The following is a 22,639-nucleotide window of genomic DNA, read 5'->3' as shown; positions in this document are numbered from 1 at the left end:
TCGGCCACACCGGTACCGCCGTCGCCGACGAACTCGCCCGCACCGCCGACCTGGTGATCGGCGTCGCCCGGATCCGGGCCGACGGCCTGTCACAGCGGCGTCGGCGGGGAGTCACCCGCCGAGCGCGTCGATTCCGGTATGGCCGGCACGCCGCGCCCGGGGCAGATCCTCGGCCATCGCCATCGCCGCCATGACCACCGGAAGAGCGACGAGCTGGGCGATCGCCGTCAGCGGGCCGAGCGCCGCCGTGGCCGTCACCAGCACCGCCGCGCCGAATCGGTACGGCGCGCCCGGCAGCCGGAACACCCTCAGGAGCACGCCGTGCCCGGCCAGGAAGAGCGCGGCGCCGACCGCCAGGGCGCCGGCGTCCGCCCGGGGCAACGGCTCGAACGGGTGCCCCACGGCCCGGTGCAGGCCGGCCGCCACCAGCACGATGCCGAACAGCAGGGGCAGATGGGCGAAACCGTAACCGGTCAACGCCAGCCGGGCCTGCCGGCCCGGGGCCGCGTCGGACAGCTCGCGCCGGACCCGCTCGTCGGAGCCGGAGAAATAGCACCACCACAGGTAGTAGGCGATGGCCAGGCCCAGCAGCGCGGCTCCGATCTCGCCGGGGCCCGGATGCGTGCCGGTCAGGCCGAGGCCGACGGCCACGACCGACTCGCCGAGCGCCACGATGACGATGACGCCGTGCCGTTCGGCGAAGTGGCCTGGCGCGATCGAATGCGGCCGGGCGCGGCGGCTGAACCCGGCCAGCAGGTGCAGCGGCAGAGCGGCGAGCCAGCACAGGGGCCGCCACGGGCCGGACAGGAAGCCCCCGGCGAGCACCGGCACCGCCGCCGCGAGGTTGAGCAAGGTGACCGTACGCATGGCCTCGACCCGGAACAGAGCCGCGTGCACCACCGCGACCACCGAGTAGCCCACGCCGAACAGCCGGCCGTCCTCGCCGAACGCTTCCGGGACCGCGACCGCCATCAGCAGGAAGCCCGCCATACCGGCGAGCAGCAGGGTACGGCTGCCGGTGCTGTTCGGCGGGATCGCGTTGGTCAGCCACGCGTATCCGGCGTACATCCACCAGACCAGGGCCAGGATCAGGGCGGCCCGGGCGATCTCGCCGGGTCGCAGGTCCTCGTGCAGGTGGTCCGACAGCTGGGCGACCGTGAGGACGAACACCACGTCGAGGAAGAGTTCCAGGGCCGAGACCCGGAAGTCTCCGACGAGCCTCATCGAGGGTCCGCCGGTCCGGGCGGTGACGCCGAAAGGCGCGCGTTGCGGGCGTCCTCGCCGGGCGGGACACCGAACAGGCGGCGGTATTCGCGACTGAACTGGGACAGGCTCTCGTACCCTACGGAATGGCCGGCCTCGGCGACGTCGTCGGGGGCGGCGATGAGGCGGATCCGGGCCCGTTGCAGGCGCAGTTGCTTCTGGTACTGCACCGGGCTCATCGTGGTGACCTCCCGGAAGTACCGGTTGAGGGTGGGCACGCTCACGCCGACGTGCTGGGCCAGGTCCTCCACCCGCATGGGCCGGTCGAAGTGGTCGTCGATCCAGCGGGCGGCGCGCCGGGCGGTCATGTAGCGGGTGTCGCTGCGGCCGACCTGGCGGACGAGGCCGCCGAGCGGGCCGGTCAGCAACAGCCAATGCAGTTCCCGCTCGATCCCGGCCGCCAGGATCGCGAAGTCGCGGGGCCTGTTGTTCAGGCGCAGCAGCCGCAACATCGCGCCGAGCAGGTCCCGGTCCGCCGGGGCCTGCCCGAGACCGAGACCGGACCCCGCGGGCACGGACAGATCCGGGGCCTCCAGCAGCAGTTCGGCGATCAGTTCGGGGCGCAGCAGCACACCGACGGCGATGAACGGGTCGGCGCGGGTGACCTGGGCCGTGACCATCAGCTCCAGGGAGTAGACGAGGTAGTCGCCGGGGCCGCAGACGAACTCGCGGCCCGGCAGCATGGTGCGCTTCTCGCCCGCGATCACCAGGGCGACCATCGGGTCGAACTCCGAGCAGTACGGCCTGCTCTCCTCGTTGCTCGTCACCACGATCGAGCCGGGCAACCGGCTGCCCGGCAAAGTCTCCTTGCACAGCCGGGGGACCAGGTCACGCAAATCGTCGAGGACATCCACGGCGCAGAGTGTGCCATGGTGATCGCGTCATTCTGACATGATGAGCGGATTCGGCATCCGGATGATCGAATCGGTCTGAGGCCGGGCCCCGTGGCGGGGCCAGGACCGCCCGCAGGACGGAAACCGGGCACGGGGTCGGGCCGCGACGGTCCTCACCGGGGCTCGGCAGCACCGAGGTGGTGCGCTCGGCGACCAGGGCCGCGCGGCGGACCACCTCGACCAGCGACGGACCGATGTCGCCGCCCGGCCCGGCGACCACCCCAACCGGCTGCCGAGGTGAAGCGCCGGACCAGGTGGTCCTCGATCTTTCCGGGCCGGGGGAACGTTGCGGTGGTCACCCGCGGGCCGGCGTATCCGTGCGAGACCACCCCGGGACACTGAGCCCCTGGACGAGCTCGACGCACGGTCAGGTCGTGTACCTGGCAGCCGTTCGGAGCGTCTGGCGGATCGGGGAACGGCTGTCGCGCAGTCTGCCACCGGGTCGACCGTGGACGACGGCCACGATCTCGGCGATCATGGACAGTGCCGTCTCGGCCAGGCTCGCCCCGCCCAGGTCCAGCCCCGCGGGCCCGGCAAGCCGCTCGTCCCGCACCGGTGCGAGGCGGCGCAGACGGGCCTCGTGAGTGGCGCGGCTGCCGAGCGCGCCCACGTATCCGGCCGCGCCGGTGAGGGCGGCGCGGATCGCGGGGTCGTCGATGCGGGGGTCGTGGCTGATCACCAGCACGGCGTCGGCGGCGGTGAGCGGGTTCGCGGCGAGCCACCGCTGCGGCCAGGCCATGACGACTTCGGCGTGCGGGACGCGTTCGGGGCGGGCGTAGTCGGGACGGGGGTCGAGCACGAGCACCCGCCGGCCGAGTGGCCGGGCCATCGCGGCCGTGACCGCGGCGAGGTCGGTGGCGCCGATGAGCACCAGCCGCGGGCGGGGTGTCAGCTCCTCGACGAACAGCGGCCCGTACAGCGTCGCGGGGTCGGTGGACCAGCGGTGCGGTGATTCGAGCTCGCACCCGACGGTCAGAGCCGTACCGCGGGTCAGCGCCTGCCCGATCCGGACGGCCACCTCGCCGCGCGGGGCCGGTGTGATGAGAATGCGCAGCGCGGACGAGCAGGCGGGGGCGGGTTCCCAGGGCAGCAGTTCGTCCCCGGGACGGACCGTGGTCAGGTGCGGTGGCTCGCCGTCGAGCACCTCCCGGGCCGCGCTCAGCAGAATCCCCTCCACACAGCCGCCGGACACCGAACCCGTCCAGTCGCCGTTCACGGCGACCGCCATGGTGGCGCCGAGCGGCCGTGACCCGGGGCCGTCGCGGTCCACGAGCCGGGCGAGGACCACGCGCTCGCCCGCGCCGTGGTGAGCTTCGACGAACGGCCATACCTCGTTCAGCACGCGAGCAGCTTGTCGAGGGTGACGGGCAGGGAACGCACCCGGATGCCGGTCGCGTGGAACACGGCGTTGGCGACAGCGGCGGCCACACCGACGACGCCGATCTCGCCGAGGCCCTTCACCCCGCCCGGGTTGAGCGGGTCGGGTGCACCGACGAACAGCACCTCGTGGTCGGGCACGTCGGCGTTGACCGGAACCAGGTAGTCGCCGAGTGTGCCGTTGGCCAGCCGCCCGGTGTCCCGGTCGTACGCGAGGTCCTCCAGCAGCGCCATGCCCAGGCCCATCACCACGCCGCCCTGGATCTGCGAGCGGGCGGTCTTCTCGTTCAGCAGCCGGCCCGCGTCGGCAGCGGTCACGAGCCGGCTGACCCGCACGGTGCCGAGCTGCTCGTCCACGCGCACCTCGGCGAAGTGCGCGGCGTAGGGGCCTGACGGAGTCAGCCCGCGGTCGGCGAGACCCGAGGCGGGGTCGCTGGCCGCCTCGACCGTCAGCTCCTCGAGGTCATGCCGGGCAAGAAGCTCCTGGTACGTCTCACCGACGCCCTTGCGCCACAGACCGCCGTCCGCGGCGACCAGGTCCTCGCGATCCTGCCCGTACAGCGGAGAACGCTCGTCGGTGACGGCCAGGTCGGCCAGTTTGTCCATCAGTTCGTCCGCCGCCGCGTCGACCGCGCCCGTCACCGACATCGCCAGGCCCGACCCGCCGGCCGGGGGAGACGCCGGCAGGTCGGAATCGCCCAGCAGGACCCGGATCCGCTCGGCCGGCAGGCCGAGCCGCTGTGCCGCCAGCACGGTCACGACGGTGGCGGTGCCCGTGCCGAGGTCGGGGGCGACGCTCGCGACGGTGGCGCAGCCCTGCGCGTCGAGGGTGATGCGGGCCGCGCACGGGCCCGCGAACCAGACGAAGCTGGCGCCGGCCATGCCCCACCCGACCAGGGTGTCGCCGTCACGGGTGGAACGCGGCCGGGGATCGCGGGCCCGCCAGCCGAACCGGTCGGCGCCGGCCCGGTAGCAGTCCCGCAACGCGTTGCTCGCCCACGGCAGGCCGGTGACCGGGTGCGCGGACCTGAAGTTGCGCAACCGCAGTTCGATCGGATCGAGCCCGAGCCGGTGCGCGAGCTCGTCCATCGCGGACTCGACGGCGAAGTTGAGCTCGGCGTGCCCCGGCGCACGAACCGGTCCGGGGTTGGGAATGCTCAGGCGCACCTGCCGGTCGTGGGTGGCGACATTCGGGCAGTCGTAGGCGTCTGCGGTGCCGGTGACGATGAAGCTCATGTTCGCCTCGTCGACACCGACGGTGGTGGTCACCCGGTGCTCGATGCCGGACAACCGGCCGTCGCGGCCGGCGGCGATCCGCAACCGCTGCCGGGACGCCGCGCGATGACCGAGGGAGGCGAACATCTGCGGCCGGTCCAGCACGATCCGGACCGGCCGGCCCACCGTCCGGGCGGCGAGAACGGCGAGCACGGTGTGCGGCCAGACCCGCAGACCGGCCCCGAACCCGCCGCCGAGATACCGGCAGTGCACGCGTACGTCCGACTCGGGCACCCCGAAGGCCGTGCTCAGCGCCGTACGCACAAAGAGCGGCCACTGGGTCGAATCGTGCACGGTCAGCCGGTCGCCGTCCCACCGCGCGACGGTGGCGAACAAACCCATCGGGCTGGGAGCCTGCGGGGCGGTGCCGTAGGTCTCGTCGAGCACCACCTCGGCAGTCGCGAACGCTTCCGCCACGTCACCGAGCGTGGACTCGAGGCCGAACGGGTTCGTCAGCACCTCCGCGTCCGGGTCGTCGAGGCCGACCACGGGACGGCCGGGCTCGTAGGCGATCTCCAGCAGGCGTCCCGCGTCGGCGGCCTGACGGCGGGTACCGGCTACCACCACGGCGACGTACTGGCCGTGATGCCGGACGGTCGCGTCCGCGAGAGGATTCCGGGGGGACGGGCCGAACGCGTACGGCGGAAGGTCGTTGATCTCCGGGGCGTTCTCGTGGGTGATCACGGCCAGCACGCCGGGGGCCCGGAGCGCGGCGGAGGTGTCGATGCCGGTGATGCGCCCGACCGGGACGGCCGCGGGCACGAGGACGGCGTGCACCAGGCCGGGGTGGGTCTCGTCGGCCGGGTAGCGGGCCGTGCCGCTGACCTTGGCGGGAGCGTCGACGCGGTTCAACGTGCCTCCTCGGCGGCGGTGCGCAGGGCGCGGACCAGGGTGCGCTTGGCGAGTTCCACCTTGAACCCGGTGCCGGGTGTGGTGAACGGATCGGCGACCGCGAGTTCGGCGGCGGCGCGGAAGGTCTCGGCGGTGGGTTCGCGGCCGATCAGGCTCGTCTCGGCCTCGGCGGACCACCAGGGCACCGTGCCGACGCCGCCGAGCCCCAGTCCCGCCGCGGCGATGACCCCGCCGTCGAGCCGCAGGACCGCGGCGGCGGAGGTGAGGGCGAATTCGTAGGACGCGCGGTCCCGGACCTTCAGATACGCCGAGCCTGTTCCGGCCGCCGGCAGCGGGATGTCCACGGCCGTGATCAGGTCACCGTGGGCCAGCACGGTCTCGATGTCCGGCCGCTGCCCCGGCCGGACATGCAGGTCGCGTACGGCGACGGTGTACGTGCCGTCGGCGCCCTCGACCCGTACGCTCGCCTCCAGCGCGACCAGAGCCACGCACAGGTCGGAGGCGTGCAACGCGATGCAGTCCGGGCCGGCGCCGAGGATCGCGTGCATGCGTGGCACCCCGGTGACCGCCGCGCACCCGGAACCGGGGGTGCGCTTGTTGCACGAGGTCACCTGCGGGTCCCGGAAATAGCGGCACCGGGTGCGCTGCATCAGGTTGCCGCCGATCGTGGCGAGGTTGCGCAGTTGCGTGGAGGCTCCCGCGAGCAGCGCCTGGCGTACCACGGCAGGGGCCTCGGCGGCCGTGGCCAGGGTCTCCATGGTGACCAGGGCGCCCACCGTGAGCCGGTCGGGCGCCCTGGTGAGCTGCCGCAACGGCAACCTGGCGATGTCCACCAGCCGGGTCGGCGCGACGACCCGGTCCTTGAGTTGAAGGTCGAGCTGGGTGGTGCCGCCGGCCAGGTAGGCCGCGTCCGGCTCGCCCCGCACCAACGCGACCGCGGCGGCCACCTCCGTGGGCCTGTGATAGTCGAAACCGGTCATCGGGCGGCGACCTCGCGGATCGCGGCGACGATGTTCGGGTAGGCGCCGCAGCGGCACAGGTTCCCGCTCATGAACTCCCGGATCTGCGCGTCGGAGCCGGCCCGCCCCTCGTGCAGCAGCGCGGTCGCCGACATGATCTGTCCCGGCGTGCAGGCCCCGCACTGCAGCGCGTCATGGCGCATGAACGCGTCGGTGACCTCCTGCTTGCGCGGGAAGTCCCCCTCGACGGTGGTGACCGCGCGTCCCTCGCACTGCACGGCCAGGACCAGGCAGGACACCACCCGCCGTCCGTCGAGCAGCACGGTACAGGCTCCGCAGGCCCCCTGGTCGCAGCCCTTCTTGGTGCCGGTCAGGCCTTGTTCGTCGCGCAGCGCGTCGAGGAGGGTCAGGCCCGCCTCCACCCGCATGGTGACGGGCTGCCCGTTCACCTCGAGCCGTACCTCATGGTTGGTTTCTGCCATGCGGAACATCTTTGGCCCCGCCCGGGGCTCGGTCCTAGATCGATTCGATCATCCGGATGCCGAATCTGATCATTGCCGGGAACGAAACGATCGCCTTGGCGCAGCTCTGCGCCGTGGACGTCATAGGCCGCAGCGGGCCGTCAGGCGCCGCCGTCCGCGGTGCGGCGGCGGAGAAGCCGGTACGCCGCCGCGGCCGACCCGGCGACCAGGGCCGTGCCGAGGCCGATCTCCCCGGCGTCGAACCCGCCCGCGCTGCCGCCCTCACCGGCACGGACGCCCCGCTCCGGCCGCACATGCCGCACCGGGTACGCCGGCTGGAGCGGCTCGGCCTGCCGGCGGGAGCCGCCGCCCGCGATCGTCAGCTGGGCGGAGCCGGCCGTCGTGGTGCAACTGAACGTCACCAGGTAGGTCGCGCCCGGGACGGCCCGCGGGTCGACCGTGGCCGTCGCGGTCGTCCCCCGCGGCGGAACCACCACCGTCGGGAACACGCCCGACGTCACCATGACCTTGTCCCGGCACACGCCGTCCCGGTCCACCCGGAGGGTGACCCGGCCGCCCGCCGCGACCACGGACGGCTGCACGGAGAAGCCGAACGGCGCGAGGCCCCGGCCGCCGTCGGCACCGTTCGCGTACATGCCGGTGGCGGAGCAGCCCGTGACGGTCACGGCCAGCAGTACGGCCGCGGCGGCGTGTATCGCGCGCATGGTGTTCCCTTCGGATTCCCGAGGACCGGCGGCGGACCCCTTCCGCCGCGCCGGAGAAGCACCTCGATGAGGAAAACGCTAGGAACGCGGCCGCGTCGCCGCGAACGCAGTCGTACGAACGGGGCACGCACGTGGGCCGGACAGGGGACGCTGTCACGGCAGTCGGGCGACCCGTACGGCGTGGCGGGCCGCCCCCCAGCGGCGAGGCGGGAGCCCGGGGCCGGGGAGCGCGGCTACGCGGACAGGGTGAGCCCCCGTCAGCCGCCCAGGTGCGGGAAGAGGCTGAGGAACGGTCCCGCCGAGGCGGTGACGCCCCGGCTGTAGGGCGAGTCGAAGTCCCAGATCAGGAACAGCAGGAAGGCGATCAGCGCGGAGAACAGCCCGGCGAGGACCAGCTCCCGCACCGTTCTGCGGATCTGCAGCGCGAGGACCATACCGACGGTGATGACGGCGCCGGCCACCAGACCGAACCACACCACGCCCGGCATGGTCGCCCCGGTGGAGTCCGCCCGCGCCTGCCGGGCCGCGTCCGCCGCGGCCACCTGGTCGACCAGCGGCTGGTACGCCTGCGCCTCGAAGTCCGTCGCGGGCCGGTAGTCGGTCACATCGGCGCGGACCCGCCGGAGGAGCGCGTCGCCCCGCGGGGTGAGGCGGTCGTGGTCGGCCATCGTCCGCCACTCCTGGTGCACGACCTGTCCGACATAGGCGTTGACATCGTCGCGGACACGGTCACGGACGGCGGGCGGATAGACCCGCACCCGCTCGGAGACCTCGTGCAGCGCCTGCGCCTCCGCCTGCACATGGTCCTGGGCGGCACCACGGGCCTCCCACACCCCGGCAATGGCCAGGCCCAGCACGATGGCGTAGACGACGCCGATCCACATGGTCATGTACTCGATGACGTCCGGGGTCTCGCTGGGGTCCTCGTCCACGGCCGCCGAGCGGTTGCGCAGCAGGGTGATGACGACGACCACGGCACAGGCGGCCAGCATCGCGAGGGTGAGAACGAGCCAATCCGACAACGGGAACCTCCAGGGAGCGGGCGTGACGGTGGGGCGGACCGGGCGGGTGCCGGGTTCCGGTGGCGGCCGTCGGCGGGTCGCCGGCCGTCGGCTCAGCGCGGGCGCAGCGCTGCCACGGCGACGATCGCGGGTGCGGTGATGAGCAGGACGTAGACGACGGGGGACGTGGTGCGGTGCGTCCGGTGCTTGACGGTGTGCGGCCGGTAGCGGGGGTAGGTGACCGGGGTCGCCGAGGGGCGCGGGGCGGCCGGACGAGGTGTCGGGGCCGGTCTGGGGGCCGGTCTCGGGGCAGGTCGTGCGGCCGGTTCCGGAACCGGCTTCGGGGACGGGGGCGGTGCCGGTGGCGCCGGGGCGGGCGGTGGCTCCGGCGTGCGGGGCGGCGGGGCCGGGCGTACGGGCGGTTCCGGGCGCGGCGGAGGTGCGGGCGGGGCAGGGGTGGGGGTGGGCTCCGGAGGTGGTGGCGGTGGTGGCGGGGGCGGGGGCGGCGTGGGGGTCGGCTTCTGGCACGGGGGCGGCAGCGGCGGTACGGACGGGAAGGGCGGGGCGGGCCAGGAGTCGCCGTAGCCGCCCGGCCCCGGTCCCGGCTCCGGTCCCGGCCCTGGTCCCGCGACGGCCACCGCCGTCGTACCGTCCGGGCCCGTGGAGGCGTACGCGCAGGCGTCCGCCGCGGCCGGCCCCGCCGGGACGCCGACGAGGAACCACCCCAGCGCCATCAGCGCCAACACCCGTACCGCCGGGGCGGATCGTGTTCGTTCGGATCGGTGCACGACGGAGATCATGGGCACCCGCCGGCCCCGGCACGCCGCTGCGGCGGGGGATTGGCCCGAACGAGGGAGCGGCACCGTACGGCGGTTTGAACCGTCGCCCTCCTGACCTGCCGGAAGCGCACGCGCGTACGAGTCCGGGGCGGCTCGGCACAGCGTGCGGAAAGAAATTTGTGCCGGCGTTGAACACTCCGGCCGTCCCCATGCGTACACAGGGCCGTGCGGCGGCACAGGACGGCGCTGCAACCAACAGGCGACAATGGGGAGTTGACGATGAAGGCCTCCTTGCGGAGTGCTTCGATGGTGGTCGGCGCCGCGGCCGTGCTGGCGCTGACGACGGCGTGCGGCCAGGGAAACACCACCACGCCGGCCGCTGCCGCGCAGAACGTGGGTGCGACGGCCGCGGTCGGCGACGGGAGCAACGGCGCGGGTGCGACCGCCAGCACCGGCGCGGGCAACGGCTACGGTGCCGACGGCCAGAGCACCGCCAGTCCGGCGGAGCCCGCCGGGGAACTGGCCGTGGTCGACAACCCCGACCTCGGCAAGGTGCTGACGGACGGCTCCGGGCTGACCCTCTACCGGTTCGACGCCGACACCGCGAACCCGCCGAAGTCCAACTGCGACGGTGACTGCGCCACGACCTGGCCGCCGGTCCCCGCGGACGACGCCACGGCGGGCGCCGGTATCGACAAGGCGCTGCTCGGCGAGGTCACCCGCGCCGACGGCACCAAGCAGCTGACGGTCGGCGGCTGGCCGGCGTACCGCTATGCGAAGGACGTCAACGCGGGTGACGTCAACGGGCAGGGCGTGGGCGGCAAGTGGTACGCGCTGGCGCCCACCGGCAAGAAGGCGACCCTCGCCTCGCTGCCCGGTCTGTCCACCCGCAAGGACCCGAAGCTGGGCGAGATCATCGTCGACAAGAACGGCATGACGGTCTACCGCTTCCTCAAGGACAAGGCATGGCCCAAGTCGGTGTCCAACTGCACGGGCGCCTGCCTGGAGAAGTGGCCGGCGGTCGGGCCGGTGGCCGAGAGCGACACCAAGGGTGTGAAGAAGAAGGGCCTGATGCCCTTCACCCGCCCCGACGGGGTGAAGCAGATGACGGTCAACTGCTGGCCGATCTACACCTTCTCCGGTGACAAGGCCGCCGGTGACACCAACGGCCAGGGCGTCGGCGGCACCTGGTACGCCGTCTCGCCCGAGGGCAAGCCGGTCGGCGCGTCGTAACAGGGACCGGCGAGGTACCGCACGGGTCCGCCCCCTCCGCACCGCGGGGAGGGGGCGGACCTTTTGCGTCCCGGACGCGCGGCTCCCGGACCCGCGCAGCCCGGACGCACGGCTCCCGGACGCGCGGCTTCCGGACCGGCGCCCGGCCGGCGCTCGCGGAATGGCCGTAAACCGCGCCCCGGACCGAAGGCCGGGAAAAACGCGACCCAGGACCGGGACAGGTCGACAGCAATGGCCCGGAACGGTCGCCGTCAAGGCACCGGTGGTCGTGTTCAGCCGCCCGAACGGTCACGATATGAACCCCGAAGCGGCCATGACCGCACAGTTTCTGACCGGGAACGGACGGTCAATTTCCGTTTCCGCTCGCTCTGTTGCCGGGCGATCAGTAGCCTCAGCGGGAACGTCCGCCCGACTACGCCGCCAGCACCGCCCAACCGCCTACGCCGCCTACGTCACGGAGAATGAGATGGAGCGACCCGCCTGGGCCCCCCGGAGCATCGACATCTCGGTGCCGAGCGTCTCCCGGATCTACGACTACTACCTGGGCGGTTCGCACAATTTCGAGGTCGACCGGGAAGCCGCCCGCAAGGCCATGGAGTTCATACCGGGGCTTCCCAAGATCAGTCAGGCGAATCGTGCCTTCATGCGGCGTGCGGTGCGTTTCGCGGCGTCCGAGGGCATCACGCAGTTCCTCGACATCGGCTCCGGCATTCCCACGTTCGGGAACGTCCACGAGGTCGCCCGGGCCGCCGTGCCGGGTGCCCGGGTCGTCTATGTCGACCACGACCCGGTGGCCGTGGCGCACAGCCAGGCGGTTCTCGCCGGCCACGACGAGGTGGACGTCGTGGCCGCCGATCTCCGCAAGCCCCATGAGATCCTGGCGAGTACCGAGGTCGACCGGCTCATCGACCTGAATCGTCCAGTGGCGTTGCTTCTCGTTGCCATACTTCACTTCGTGGCAGACTCGGAGGACCCGTACGGTGCGGTGGCACAGCTGAGGGACGCGCTCGCGCCCGGCAGCATGCTGATCCTCACGCACGCGGCGTACGAGGGCATCCCGTTGCCACGCGAGCGGGCCGCGGGCACGGTCGGTGTGTACGAGGACATCCGCAACCCGCTGATCATGCGCACGCGCGACGAGATCGCGCGGTTCTTCGAGGGGTACGACATGGTGGAACCGGGACTGGTGCCGATGCCGGAGTGGCGGCCGGAGTCGGGGTCGGAGGACGAGGATCCCTGGGCGTCCTCCGGTTTCGCCGGCGTGGGGCGTACGGCGTGATCGCGGAGCCGGACGGGCCGGAGGACAGACTGCGCCGGTTCGCGACCATCTGGAGCCGGGCCGTTTTCCCGGTGACCTCCACCTCGCTGACCCGCCCGGAGTTCGAGGAGCGGCTGCTGCCGCTGGCCCGGCGGCTGAGCCAGGCACTGCGGGCGCGTACGCACGCGGCCGACGAGGGGAAGGCGGTCGGCGCCGCCCTCGTCGCCGCGCACTGCACCGACCCCGAGGTGCTCAGCCGCACCCTGGACTGCGTCGACGCCTATCTGGTCCTCTACTGCGGTGGCGACGGCCCCCAGGACGACCTGCGCGCCCGCTCGGCCCGCCTCCAGCACGCCATGGCCGCCGGGTACGCCCAGGCGCTGCGCGAACGCACCCTGGGCGAACAGGAGTCCATCGCCCAGGCCGCCCTCCAGGCGCAGGGCGTGGTCGCCCAGGCGCTGCACGCCAGCGAGGCCCGCTTCCGCGCGGTGTTCGAAGGCGCGGCGATAGGCATCGGCATCGCCGACCTGGACGGCAACATACTCCAGGTCAACGGAGCCCTGGTCCGTATGTTCGGCGGCTCCGAGCACGCCGTGCGCACCCGCAACGCACGGGAGTGGACCCATCCCGAGGACGCCCCGCAGATCTGGAAGCTCTACGAGGAGCTGGTCGGCGGCGAACGCGAGCACTACCACGTGGAGAAGGCGTTCTACCGCCCCGACGGCACCGTCCTGTGGACCAATCTGACGGTGTCCCTGCTGCGGGACGCCGACGGCAGCCCGCAGTACCAGCTCGCGCTGATGGAGGACACCACCGAGCGCCGGCTGCTCAACCTCCGGCTGCGTTACGAGGCCACCCACGACGCCCTCACCGGCCTGCCGAACCGGACCCTGTTCTTCGAGCGTCTCGAGAAGGCCCTCTCGGCGGGGGAGGGACAGCGCTTCGGGCTGTGCTACCTCGACCTGGACGGCTTCAAGACCATCAACGACAGCCTCGGCCACGCCGCCGGCGACCGGCTGCTCGTCGAGGTCGCCGACCGGCTCCAGTCGTGCGCCACCGCGCCCGGCGAGATGGTCGCCCGGCTCGGCGGCGACGAGTTCGTCGCGCTGACCACCGGGCCCGACACCCAGCGCGAGGTCGACGAGCTCGCCGCCCGCATCATGAACGTCCTGCTCGCCCCCGTCCGCATCGACGGCCGCGAACTGACCGTCCGCGGCAGCATCGGCGTCGTCGAGGGGCCGGCCGGTGAGCGCGGTCCCGCGGAGGTGCTGCGCAGCGCCGACATCACCATGTACCGGGCCAAGTCGGCGGGCGGCAACCGCTTCGAACTCGCCGACGCGGAGGCCGACGCCCGTGCCATCACCCGGCACGGGCTCACCACGGCCCTGCCGACGGCCCTGGAGCGCGGCGAGTTCTTCATCGAGTACCAGCCCCTGGTCCATCTCGGCGACGGCAGTGTGCGCGGCGCCGAGGCGCTGGTGCGCTGGCTGCATCCGCAGCACGGGGTCCTCGGCCCCGACCGCTTCATCCCGCTCGCCGAACACACCGGGCTGATCGTGCCGCTCGGGCGCTGGGTCCTGGAGGAGTCGGTCCGGCAGGCCCGCGAGTGGCGCCGCGACCGGCACACCGGCACCGGTCCGCTGCGCATCAACGTCAACCTCTCGCCCTGCCAGCTCACCCATCCCGGCCTCGTCCAGGACACCGTCGAGATCCTCGAGCGGCTCGGTGTCGAACCGGCGGCCCTGTGCCTGGAGGTCACCGAGTCCGCCCTCATCGGTGCCGACGACGACCTCCTCAAACCCCTGCGCCGGCTGGCCGAGATGGGCGTCGACATCGCCCTCGACGACTTCGGCACCGGCTACTCCAACCTGGCCAACCTCCGCCGTCTGCCGGTCAGCGTCCTCAAGCTGGACCGCTCGTTCACCCGGAGCATGCAGCAGTTCCCGGCGGACCCGGTCGACCTCAAGATCGTGGAAGGCATCGTCACCCTGGCCCACGGCCTCGACCTCACGGTGACGGTGGAGGGCGTGGAGACCGGCGCCCAGGCGGAGCAGCTCCGCCTCCTGGGCTGCGACACGGCCCAGGGCTGGTACTACGCCCGCCCGGGCCCCCCGGACCGCCTCCACCACCTGGCCCTGGCAGACGCCACCACCTGACAACCCCACCCACCCCCCAGGGGCGCGGGGAACTGCGCGACCAACCCCCACCCACCCGCACGCCGCGAACAGGCAAGAGGCCCCCGGCGCGAAAACCCCGCCAACGCCCCGCAGGGCACCGTCAGCGAAGAGAGAACCGCTCGAACAGCATCTCCTGCAGTTCCCGCGCGGCCCGAGGCGGAGCCACATCGCTCCGGTGCGCCACGGCGACCGTCCGGTACAGCCCCGGCCGGGCCAGCGGCGTCACCCGGAGATCCCGCCCCGACCGCACGGCGACCATCCGCGGCACCACCGCCACCCCCAGCCCCGCCCGCACGAACCCCAGCACCGCGTCCATCTCCCCGCCCTCCACCGCGAACGACGGCTCGAACCCCTCCGCCCGGCATGCCGCCACGGTCAGCTCCCGCAGGTCGTACCCGTGCCGGAACATCACCAGGCGCTCCCCCTCCAGGTCCCCGACCCGCACCGCCGCCCCCCGCCCCGGGGCCGGCGCGTCCGGCGACGACACGACCACCAGGTCCTCCCGCAGCAGCTCCCGCGCCGTCAGCGCCGGTGCGGGAGCCGGCAGCGGCAGCACGACCAGCGCCAGATCCAGCGCCCCCCGCGCCAGCTCCCGTACGAGATCGTGCGAGCCGCCCTCCTCGATCAGCAGCCGCACTCCCGGGTACCGGTCGTGGAAGGCGCGCAGCACGTCCGGCAGCAGCCCCGTGCAGACGCTCGGCGTCGCCCCCAGCCGCACCCGCCCGCGCCGCAGCTGCGCCAGTTCCTGCACCTCGTAGCGGGCGGTCTCGGTGTCGGCCAGGATGCGCCGGGCCAGCGGCAGCAGCGCCTCCCCGGCGTCGGTGAGCGTGATGTTGCCGCGCGCCCGCTGGAAGAGGTCCGCGCCCAGCTCCCGCTCCAGCGCCCGGATCTGCTGGGACAGCGAGGGCTGGGCCACATGGACCTGTTCGGCGGCCCGGGTGAAGTGCCGGGTCTCGGCGACGGCCACGAAATACTGGAGCTGCTGGAACTGCATACAGCAACGATAGTCTCAGGCTATGGAAACGAGCCGGACCATGTCTTGGACCGATGGGGACGTTCGGCCCTAGCGTCAGGACCCATGGCACTGGCAACGCGGACGGACCGACGGCCGTCGATGGCGCGTACCGTGTGGGACTCCACCGTCGGCAAGAAGACCGTCATGGCGGTCAGCGGACTGATCATGCTGCTGTACCTGGTCGCCCATGTGATCGGCAACCTCAAGATCTTCTTCGGCGCGGGGGAGTTCAACCACTACGCGCACTGGCTGCGCACCGTGGGCGAACCGTTCATGCACTACGAGTGGACGCTCTGGCTGGTCCGCGTCGTCCTGGTCGTCGCGGTGGTCGCCCACGCGGTCTCCGCCTACCAGCTCAGCCGCCGCGACCTGCGGGCCCGCCCGCAGAAGTACGAGCACCGCAAGGCGGGCGGGAGCCACGCGACGCGCACCATGCGCTGGGGCGGGGTCATCCTCGGCCTGTTCATCGTCTGGCACATCCTCGACCTGACGACCGGCACCACGCACTCCGGCGGCTTCCAGCCCGGCCACCCCTACCAGAACGTCGTGGACACCTTCTCCACCTGGTACGGGAACGTCATCTACATCGCGGCGATGCTCGCGCTCGGCCTGCACATCCGGCACGGCTTCTGGAGCGCCGCCCAGACCCTCGGCGCCGGCAGCCGCGCCCGCGACCGTGCCCTGAAGATCTCCGCGAACGTCCTCGCGCTGCTGCTCACCGCGGGCTTCATCGCCGTACCGGTGGGCGTCATGACCGGAGTGGTGAGCTGACCATGACCGTGAACCCGAACCCTGCCGACGGCACCCCCGCCACCGGCGGCGCCCGCGACCTGACCCCCGAGGCCACCGTGCCGCACGTGGATTACACGCACTACACCACCGGCGATCCGGTCGCCGACACCAAGGCCCCCGCCGGCCCCGTCGCGGAACGCTGGGACAAGCGCCGTTTCGAGGCCAAGCTGGTCAACCCCGCCAACCGGCGCAAGCACACCGTCATCGTCGTGGGCACCGGTCTGGCCGGCGGCTCGGCGGGCGCCACGCTCGCCGAACAGGGCTACCGCGTCGTCCAGTTCTGCTACCAGGACTCCCCGCGCCGCGCCCACTCCATCGCCGCGCAGGGCGGCATCAACGCCGCGAAGAACTACCGCAACGACGGCGACTCGGTGCACCGCCTCTTCTACGACACCGTCAAGGGCGGCGACTTCAGGGCGCGCGAGTCCAACGTGCACCGCCTCGCGCAGATCTCCGTCGAGATCATCGACCAGTGCGTGGCGCAGGGCGTGCCGTTCGCCCGCGAGTACGGCGGTCTCCTCGACACCCGCTCCTTCGGCGGCGTCCAGGTCTCCCGCACCTTCTACGCCCGCGGCCAGACGGGCCAGCAGCTCCTCCTCGGCGCCTACCAGGCACTGTCGCGGCAGATCGCCGCCGGGAACGTCGAGATGCACCCGCGCACCGAGATGCTGGACCTGATCGTCGTGGACGGCCGGGCCCGCGGCATCGTGGCCCGGGACCTGATCACCGGGAAGATCGACACCTACTTCGCCGACGCCGTCGTCCTGGCCAGCGGAGGCTACGGCAACGTCTTCTACCTGTCGACGAACGCCATGAACTCCAACGCCACCGCGATCTGGCGGGCCCACCGGCGCGGCGCGTACTTCGCCAACCCCTGCTTCACCCAGATCCACCCCACCTGCATCCCGCGCACCGGCGACCACCAGTCCAAGCTCACCCTGATGAGCGAGTCGCTGCGCAACGACGGCCGCATCTGGGTGCCGAAGGCCAAGGGCGACACCCGCCCGCCGGACCGGATCCCCGAGGACGAGCGCGACTACTACCTGGAGCGCATCTACCCGTCCTTCGGCAACCTGGTGCCGCGCGACATCGCCTCCCGCGCCGCGAAGAACGTCTGCGACGAGGGCAGGGGAGTGGGCCCCGGCGGCCAGGGCGTCTACCTCGACTTCGCGGACGCGATCAAACGACTCGGCCGCAAAGCGGTCGAGGAGAAGTACGGCAACCTCTTCGACATGTACGAGCGGATCACCGCGGAGAACCCGTACGAGGTGCCGATGCGGATCTACCCCGCCGTGCACTACACGATGGGCGGCCTGTGGGTCGACTACGACCTCCAGACCACCGTTCCCGGCCTGTTCGCCATCGGCGAGGCCAACTTCTCCGACCACGGCGCCAACCGCCTCGGCGCCTCCGCGCTGATGCAGGGCCTGGCCGACGGCTACTTCGTCCTCCCGGCCACCCTCAACGACTACCTCGCCCGCAACCCCCACCAGGAGCCGGTGACACCCGGGCACCCCGCCGTGCGCGAGGTGCTGTCGGAGACCGAGAACCGCCTGCGGCGCCTGCTCTCCGTCGACGGCGACCGCACCCCCGACTCCTTCCACCGCGAAGTCGGCGAGCTGATGTGGGAGTTCTGCGGCATGGCCCGCACCGAAGCCGGACTGCGCAAGGCCCTCGAACGCATCCCGCAGATCCGGGAGGAGTTCTGGCGGCGCATCAAGGTGCCCGGCACCGGCGAGGAGTTCAACCAGTCGCTGGAGAAGGCCAACCGCATCGTCGACTACCTGGAACTGGCCGAACTGACCTGCCTCGACGCCCTGCACCGCGCCGAGTCCTGCGGCGGCCACTTCCGCGAGGAGTCCCAGACCCCCGACGGCGAGGCCGCCCGCCGGGACGACGAGTTCGGCTACGCGGCCGCCTGGGAGTTCACCGGCTCCGCTCCCGTCCTGCACAAGGAAGACCTGGTCTTCGAGTACGTCCACCCCACCCAGCGGAGCTATGCATGAAGCTCACCCTGCGCGTCTGGCGGCAGAAGAACGCCGACGCCGAAGGCGCCATGTCCACGTACGAGGTGGACGGCATCTCCTCCGACATGTCCTTCCTGGAGATGCTCGACACCCTCAACGAGGAACTCATCCTCAAGGGCGAGGACCCGGTCGCCTTCGACCACGACTGCCGCGAGGGCATCTGCGGCGCATGCAGCCTGGTCATCAACGGCGACGCGCACGGCCCCGAGCGCACCACCACCTGCCAGCTGCACATGCGGTCCTTCCACGACGGCGACACCATCGACGTCGAGCCCTGGCGGGCCTCCGCCTTCCCGGTCGTCAAGGACCTGGTGGTGGACCGCTCCGCCCTCGACCGGATCATCCAGGCCGGCGGCTACATCACCGCCCCCACCGGTGCCGCCCCCGAGGCGCACGCCGCCCCGGTGCCCAAGCCCGACGCCGACTTCGCCTTCGAGCACGCCGAGTGCATCGGCTGCGGAGCCTGCGTGGCGGCCTGCCCCAACGGCGCCGCGATGCTGTTCACCTCCGCGAAGATCAACCACCTCAACGTCCTGCCGCAGGGCGCCCCCGAGCGGGAGACCCGGGTACTGGACATGGTGGCCCAGATGGACGAGGAGGGCTTCGGCGGCTGCACCCTCACCGGCGCATGCGCCACCGCCTGCCCCAAGGGCATCCCGCTGATGTCCATCACCGGCATGAACAAGGAATGGCTGCGCGCCACCCGCAAGGTGGCCAGGCGCTAGCGCCGCGACAGGCGACGTTCGCTCCGTCGCGACGCCCGGCACGCTCCCCCAAGCTCTTCGAGCAGGGGGGACCCCCACTCGCCGCACCGGCCGAAAGCCCGAGTACATCCAGTACGAGGGCTTCCGGCCGGCACTCCCCCAAGCTCTTCGAGCAGGGGGGACCCCCAGAGAGCACGCACCGGACGCCGCTCCTTCATGGGCAAACGTCGCCTGCCGCGGCGCTAGCCCCTCGATCGTCCGCCAGCGAGGTGCGGACGGGCAGGGCCGGGAACGGTGCTCGTCCCGGCCCCGCCACTCCTCCCCGCGCTCGGTAGACTGATCCGTGATCTCCGGAGGCGTCCGCAGGAATCGCACCCGGCCGTCACGGCACGCCGCGCACGGCGTTCAGCATTCCCACATCCGCTCTCCTGGCGCAGGTAACGCGCTCGCAAACCGGTATCGGAAGAACAGGAGCGGGCCGCTCACCACGGGCCCGACCGAGTCCCCGCCGATCCGGCCCGCGACCAGGAGAGAGCCATGACCGGGGTTTCCACCCTCGACCGTGCCCCGCAGCCGACCGCACCCGCCCGCTACACCGTCGGCCTCGCCCGCGACGAAGCCGACGTACGCGCCGCCCAGCGGCTGCGGCACGACGTCTTCGCCGGCGAGATGGGCGCCCTGCTGGCCACCCCCCGGCCCGGGTACGACATCGACCCCTTCGACGCTCACTGCGACCACCTGCTCGTCCACGACACCCACACAGGGCAGGTCGTCGGCACCTACCGGCTGCTCCCGCCGGAGCGCGCCGCGATCGCCGGACGGCTCTACTCCGAGGGCGAGTTCGAGCTGACCGCGCTCGACGGCATCCGGTCCGGCCTGGTGGAGGTGGGCCGCTCCTGCGTCCACCCCGACCACCGCGACGGCGCGGTCATCGGCCTCATCTGGGCGGGCATAGCCCGCTACATGACCGACCGCGGCCACGAGTGGCTGGCCGGCTGCTGCTCCGTCCCGCTGGCCGACGGCGGCGCCCTCGCCTCCGCCACCTGGGAACGGGTCCGCGCCAAGCACCTGGCCCCCGAGGAGTTCCGGGTCCGCCCGCTGCTCCCCTGGATCCCGCCCGCGCCCGCGACCGCCCCGCCCGCGAACAGCGACCTCCCCGCCCTGCTGCGCGGCTACCTCCGCCTCGGCGCCTGGGTCTGCGGCGAGCCCGCCCACGACCCCGACTTCAAAGTCGCCGACCTGTACGTGCTGCTGCCCATGCGCCGGGTCAACCCGCGCTACCTGAAGCACTTCCTCTCCCTCGTCCCGGCCTGATGAGCGTCTGGCTGCCCACCGCCCCCTGCACCCCGGGGGCGTGCGTGGAGCGGGCGGGATCCCGGGCGGCCGTACCCCGTGCCGTCCTGCGCCTCACGGCCGTCGCGGTCCTGCTGCTCACCGGGATCGCGCTGTCGACGCCGGCCCGGCGGGGGATCCCCGCCTGGCTGGTCGGCCGCTGGTGCCGGGCGATCGTCCGGGCCGCCGGTGTCCGCGTCGTGACGACCGGCGGGGCCGCCCCCGCCGAGGGCGGCCTCCTCCTGGTCGCCAACCACATCTCCTGGCTGGACATCCCCCTGCTGGCCGCCGTGCGCCCCGCCCGGATGCTCGCCAAGACCGAGGTGGGCCACTGGCCCGTCGCCGGGCCGGTCGCCGTCCGGAGCGGGGCGGTCCTCTTCATCGAACGGGACCGGCTGCGCGCCCTGCCCGCCGCCGTCGCCCGGATCGCCGAGGCCCTGCGCGCGGGCGCGGCGGTCGCCGCGTTCCCCGAGGGCAGCACCTGGTGCGGCCGGGCCCGGGGCCGCTTCCACCACGCCGTCTTCCAGGCCGCCCTGGACGCCGGGGTCCCCGTCCAGCCGGTCCGCCTCCGTTACCGCCTCACCACGGGAGCCCCCACCTCGGTCCCCGCCTTCGTCGGCGAGGACACCCTGCCGGCCTCCCTCTGGCGCGTCACCACGACCCGTCACCTCCTGGCCGAGGTCGAGATCCTCCCCCTGATCCTCCCCGGCACCCACCCGGACCGCCGCACCCTGGCCCGAGCAGCCGCCCACGCGATCGACACGGCCCCCGGAACGGCTCCGCCGTCCGACGCCCCCGAACCACACCAGGACCGTCTGCCCGCCCACACCCCCGGCAGCGGCGTCCCCGCACCCCTCGTCGGGCCCCGCCCGGTCACGGCGCCCTGGGACGGGCCGGTTCCCGGTGTCGCGCCCGCACCGCCGTACCGAGGGGACGCGGATCACCCGCGGAGCGTTCCGTTCCCCACCACCCGCGCCAGCCGTCGGTAGGAGTCCAGCAGGGCTTCGCGGTCGTGCGTGCTCGTGGTCACCAGGATCTCCTGGGCGGCCGTCTCCCGCAGCAGGGTCTCCAGGGCATCGGCGATCTGCTCCTCGGTGCCCGCCAGGTGGCCGGTGAGGGCGGACTCGTAGAGGGTGCGCTCCCGGGCGGTCATGGCGGCGGGGTCGATCTGCTCGGCCCGGGGAAGCGGCGGGAAGGCGCCCCGGGTGCGGGCGCGGGCCATGGACCAGGCCTCGGGGAGCAGCAGGCGCCGGGCCTTCTCGGGGGTCGCGGCCACGGCGACCGTGCCGGAGACGACGACGTACGGTTCCGGTGCCCAGGGGGAGGGGCGGAAGGCGGAGCGGTAGCGGTCGATGCCGCGCAGCATCTTCTCGCGGTGCCGGAGGTCGCCGATGACCAGCGGGAGGCCGGCGCGGGCCGCGATGCCGGCGCTCTCGCCCATGGCCAGGACGAACGGCGGGACGGTGAGGCCCTCGGCGGGCCGGGCACGGACCCCCGTCGGATCGGTGCCGCGGAACCAGCCGAGGAGCTCGTGCAGCTGGGCCTCGAAGTCCTCGGCGGCCTCCTTCTCCCGGCCGAGGGCCCGGCGGACGCCGTCGGTGAAGCCGACCGAGCGGCCGAGCCCCATGTCGATCCGGCCGGGGAACAGCGACTCCAGGACCCCGAACTGCTCGGCGACCACCAGCGGGCGGTGGTTCGGCAGCATCACCCCGCCCGTGCCGACCCTGATGGTGCGGGTCGCCCCGGCCACGGCGGCCGCGAGCACGGTCGGCGCCGATCCCGCCACCCCCGGCACCCCGTGGTGCTCCGACACCCAGAACCGGTGGTATCCGAGGGCCTCCGCCTCCCGCGCCAGCCGTACCGTGTCCCGCAGAGCCTCGGCGGGAGGGTGGCCCTCGCGGATGCGGGAGCGGTCGAGCACGGAGACGCGGAGGGCGGGGAGCAGCGAGGTCACACGGGTGACAACGTCCGCGGCGGCGGGGGATTCCCGGGGCGGCGGGGTGGTCAGGTGAAGATGATCTGGCCGCCCGCGGCCTGCTCGTAGAACTCGCCGACCGTGATGACGCCCTGGACCTGCTCGATCAGGTCGTCCTTGCCGAGCTCGAAGAGGTCGACCGAGGCCTTGCAGGCGTAGATGCCGGCGCCGGTGTCGGAGATCATCTCGATGAACTCGGGGACGGGCGGGATGTCGAGCTTCTCCATCTTGCGGGACATGTAGCGGGTGAGCAGGCCGGGGACGCCCGGCAGACCGCCCAGCAGGGTGGGCAGGTGCAGCCCGGGGTTGCCGACGGTGGCCAGCTTGATGCCGTCCCAGCGCTTCTTCGTGACCGCGTCCAGGCCGAAGAAGGTGAAGAACAGGTCGGCCTCGATGCCCTCGGCGCGTGCGCCGTTGGCCATGATCAGGGCCGGGTAGATCCCTTCCAGGGATCCCTTGGAGACGATGATCGAGACCTTCTCGATCGTGCCGGTGGCGGCCATGACGGTGTGCCCTCCTCGGATGCCGGTACGTGTGCCGG

General features: G+C 72.8%; 19 protein-coding genes. 8 read left to right on the top strand and 11 right to left on the bottom strand.

Translation table 11 applies throughout. The annotated features are described in order from the left end of the window. Positions 1 to 111 precede the first annotated feature (111 nt). The 8 genes from ABZ862_RS17895 to ABZ862_RS17860 all read right to left on the bottom strand — a co-directional run bounded on the left by ABZ862_RS17895 (position 112) and on the right by ABZ862_RS17860 (position 8,827). The gene (locus tag ABZ862_RS17895) at positions 112 to 1,224 is read right to left on the bottom strand and encodes a low temperature requirement protein A (protein WP_360958947.1); all 1,113 of its coding nucleotides are present in this window, start codon (positions 1,222 to 1,224) and stop codon (positions 112 to 114) included. After that, positions 1,221 to 2,117, bottom strand: a complete 897-nt coding sequence (locus tag ABZ862_RS17890; RefSeq protein ID WP_360958944.1) for an AraC family transcriptional regulator — start codon at positions 2,115 to 2,117, stop codon at positions 1,221 to 1,223. The genes ABZ862_RS17895 and ABZ862_RS17890 overlap by 4 nt, the downstream gene beginning before the upstream one ends. Before the next feature lie 406 nt (positions 2,118 to 2,523). Then, entirely contained in the window at positions 2,524 to 3,498 is a 975-nt protein-coding gene (locus tag ABZ862_RS17885; protein WP_360958941.1) for an XdhC family protein, read from the bottom strand. Then, positions 3,492 to 5,660 carry a xanthine dehydrogenase family protein molybdopterin-binding subunit gene (locus ABZ862_RS17880; protein WP_360958939.1) on the bottom strand — a complete coding sequence of 723 codons (2,169 nt, stop codon included), beginning with the start codon at positions 5,658 to 5,660 and terminating at the stop codon, positions 3,492 to 3,494. The genes ABZ862_RS17885 and ABZ862_RS17880 overlap by 7 nt, the downstream gene beginning before the upstream one ends. Further along, on the bottom strand, positions 5,657 to 6,640 hold the full coding sequence (locus tag ABZ862_RS17875) for an FAD binding domain-containing protein (RefSeq protein WP_360958936.1): 984 nt from the start codon (positions 6,638 to 6,640) through the stop codon (positions 5,657 to 5,659). Before ABZ862_RS17875 ends, ABZ862_RS17880 begins: the two co-directional genes overlap by 4 nt. Beyond that, entirely contained in the window at positions 6,637 to 7,101 is a 465-nt protein-coding gene (locus tag ABZ862_RS17870) for a (2Fe-2S)-binding protein (protein WP_360958934.1), read from the bottom strand. Before ABZ862_RS17870 ends, ABZ862_RS17875 begins: the two co-directional genes overlap by 4 nt. Positions 7,102 to 7,241: 140 nt before the next feature. Then, a complete protein-coding gene (locus ABZ862_RS17865; protein ID WP_360958932.1) occupies positions 7,242 to 7,805 on the bottom strand; it encodes a hypothetical protein in 564 nt (187 codons plus the stop codon). 257 nt (positions 7,806 to 8,062) lie between these two features. Further along, positions 8,063 to 8,827: a DUF4239 domain-containing protein gene (locus ABZ862_RS17860; RefSeq protein ID WP_360958928.1), complete on the bottom strand. Its 765-nt coding sequence runs from the start codon at positions 8,825 to 8,827 to the stop codon at positions 8,063 to 8,065. Between the two features lie 1,037 nt (positions 8,828 to 9,864). On the opposite strand from ABZ862_RS17860, the gene ABZ862_RS17855 reads away from it, so the two are divergent. The 3 genes from ABZ862_RS17855 (at position 9,865) to ABZ862_RS17845 (ending at position 14,232) form a co-directional block, all read left to right on the top strand. After that, positions 9,865 to 10,818: an SCO0930 family lipoprotein gene (locus ABZ862_RS17855; protein WP_360958925.1), complete on the top strand. Its 954-nt coding sequence runs from the start codon at positions 9,865 to 9,867 to the stop codon at positions 10,816 to 10,818. A 466-nt stretch (positions 10,819 to 11,284) separates the two neighbouring features. After that, positions 11,285 to 12,097 (top strand): SAM-dependent methyltransferase, encoded by an 813-nt coding sequence (locus tag ABZ862_RS17850; RefSeq protein ID WP_360958922.1) that lies wholly within the window; start codon positions 11,285 to 11,287, stop codon positions 12,095 to 12,097. Then, positions 12,094 to 14,232: an EAL domain-containing protein gene (locus tag ABZ862_RS17845; protein ID WP_360958919.1), complete on the top strand. Its 2,139-nt coding sequence runs from the start codon at positions 12,094 to 12,096 to the stop codon at positions 14,230 to 14,232. Before ABZ862_RS17850 ends, ABZ862_RS17845 begins: the two co-directional genes overlap by 4 nt. 121 nt (positions 14,233 to 14,353) lie before the next feature. Here the strand turns inward: ABZ862_RS17845 and ABZ862_RS17840 are convergent, their stop codons facing one another. Continuing rightward, positions 14,354 to 15,247: a LysR substrate-binding domain-containing protein gene (locus ABZ862_RS17840; protein WP_360958916.1), complete on the bottom strand. Its 894-nt coding sequence runs from the start codon at positions 15,245 to 15,247 to the stop codon at positions 14,354 to 14,356. A gap of 120 nt (positions 15,248 to 15,367) precedes the next feature. Here ABZ862_RS17840 and ABZ862_RS17835 point away from each other — a divergent pair, with 120 nt between their 5' ends. From ABZ862_RS17835 to ABZ862_RS17815, 5 genes are all read left to right on the top strand, one after another. Then, positions 15,368 to 16,039: a succinate dehydrogenase gene (locus tag ABZ862_RS17835; RefSeq protein WP_360959364.1), complete on the top strand. Its 672-nt coding sequence runs from the start codon at positions 15,368 to 15,370 to the stop codon at positions 16,037 to 16,039. Between the two features lie 86 nt (positions 16,040 to 16,125). Further along, positions 16,126 to 18,066 carry a fumarate reductase/succinate dehydrogenase flavoprotein subunit gene (locus tag ABZ862_RS17830; protein ID WP_360959362.1) on the top strand — a complete coding sequence of 647 codons (1,941 nt, stop codon included), beginning with the start codon at positions 16,126 to 16,128 and terminating at the stop codon, positions 18,064 to 18,066. Continuing rightward, positions 18,063 to 18,812: a succinate dehydrogenase/fumarate reductase iron-sulfur subunit gene (locus tag ABZ862_RS17825; protein ID WP_360958913.1), complete on the top strand. Its 750-nt coding sequence runs from the start codon at positions 18,063 to 18,065 to the stop codon at positions 18,810 to 18,812. Before ABZ862_RS17830 ends, ABZ862_RS17825 begins: the two co-directional genes overlap by 4 nt. 516 nt (positions 18,813 to 19,328) lie before the next feature. Then, positions 19,329 to 20,105 carry a GNAT family N-acyltransferase gene (locus ABZ862_RS17820; protein WP_360958910.1) on the top strand — a complete coding sequence of 259 codons (777 nt, stop codon included), beginning with the start codon at positions 19,329 to 19,331 and terminating at the stop codon, positions 20,103 to 20,105. Continuing rightward, the gene (locus ABZ862_RS17815; protein WP_360958907.1) at positions 20,105 to 21,112 is read left to right on the top strand and encodes a lysophospholipid acyltransferase family protein; all 1,008 of its coding nucleotides are present in this window, start codon (positions 20,105 to 20,107) and stop codon (positions 21,110 to 21,112) included. The genes ABZ862_RS17820 and ABZ862_RS17815 overlap by 1 nt, the downstream gene beginning before the upstream one ends. On the opposite strand, the gene ABZ862_RS17810 is transcribed toward ABZ862_RS17815, so the two are convergent. Both ABZ862_RS17810 and ABZ862_RS17805 read right to left on the bottom strand, forming a co-directional pair. Then, on the bottom strand, positions 21,064 to 22,077 hold the full coding sequence (locus ABZ862_RS17810; RefSeq protein ID WP_360958904.1) for an LLM class flavin-dependent oxidoreductase: 1,014 nt from the start codon (positions 22,075 to 22,077) through the stop codon (positions 21,064 to 21,066). The two genes, ABZ862_RS17815 and ABZ862_RS17810, sit on opposite strands and share 49 nt — an antisense overlap. A 50-nt stretch (positions 22,078 to 22,127) precedes the next feature. Continuing rightward, entirely contained in the window at positions 22,128 to 22,601 is a 474-nt protein-coding gene (locus ABZ862_RS17805) for a DsrE/DsrF/DrsH-like family protein (RefSeq protein ID WP_360958901.1), read from the bottom strand. Between the last annotated feature and the right edge of the window lie 38 nt (positions 22,602 to 22,639).

This window comes from Streptomyces sp. NPDC047000, assembly GCF_040644295.1.
GTDB lineage: Bacteria > Actinomycetota > Actinomycetes > Streptomycetales > Streptomycetaceae > Streptomyces.
The sequence above is the reverse complement of the archived record's forward strand: the minus strand, read 5'-3'. Positions and strand labels throughout refer to the sequence as shown.

Excerpts from the sequence above, each read along its gene's own strand:
- ABZ862_RS17895 (WP_360958947.1), bottom strand. The coding sequence starts at position 1,224 with ATGAGGCTCGTCGGAGACTTCCGGGTCTCGGCCCTGGAACTCTTCCTC.
- ABZ862_RS17875 (WP_360958936.1), bottom strand. The coding sequence starts at position 6,640 with ATGACCGGTTTCGACTATCACAGGCCCACGGAGGTGGCCGCCGCGGTC.
- ABZ862_RS17870 (WP_360958934.1), bottom strand. The coding sequence starts at position 7,101 with ATGGCAGAAACCAACCATGAGGTACGGCTCGAGGTGAACGGGCAGCCC.
- ABZ862_RS17865 (WP_360958932.1), bottom strand. The coding sequence starts at position 7,805 with ATGCGCGCGATACACGCCGCCGCGGCCGTACTGCTGGCCGTGACCGTC.
- ABZ862_RS17855 (WP_360958925.1), top strand. The coding sequence starts at position 9,865 with ATGAAGGCCTCCTTGCGGAGTGCTTCGATGGTGGTCGGCGCCGCGGCC.
- ABZ862_RS17850 (WP_360958922.1), top strand. The coding sequence starts at position 11,285 with ATGGAGCGACCCGCCTGGGCCCCCCGGAGCATCGACATCTCGGTGCCG.
- ABZ862_RS17840 (WP_360958916.1), bottom strand. The coding sequence starts at position 15,247 with ATGCAGTTCCAGCAGCTCCAGTATTTCGTGGCCGTCGCCGAGACCCGG.
- ABZ862_RS17835 (WP_360959364.1), top strand. The coding sequence starts at position 15,368 with ATGGCGCGTACCGTGTGGGACTCCACCGTCGGCAAGAAGACCGTCATG.
- ABZ862_RS17825 (WP_360958913.1), top strand. The coding sequence starts at position 18,063 with ATGAAGCTCACCCTGCGCGTCTGGCGGCAGAAGAACGCCGACGCCGAA.
- ABZ862_RS17820 (WP_360958910.1), top strand. The coding sequence starts at position 19,329 with ATGACCGGGGTTTCCACCCTCGACCGTGCCCCGCAGCCGACCGCACCC.
- ABZ862_RS17815 (WP_360958907.1), top strand. The coding sequence starts at position 20,105 with ATGAGCGTCTGGCTGCCCACCGCCCCCTGCACCCCGGGGGCGTGCGTG.
- ABZ862_RS17805 (WP_360958901.1), bottom strand. The coding sequence starts at position 22,601 with ATGGCCGCCACCGGCACGATCGAGAAGGTCTCGATCATCGTCTCCAAG.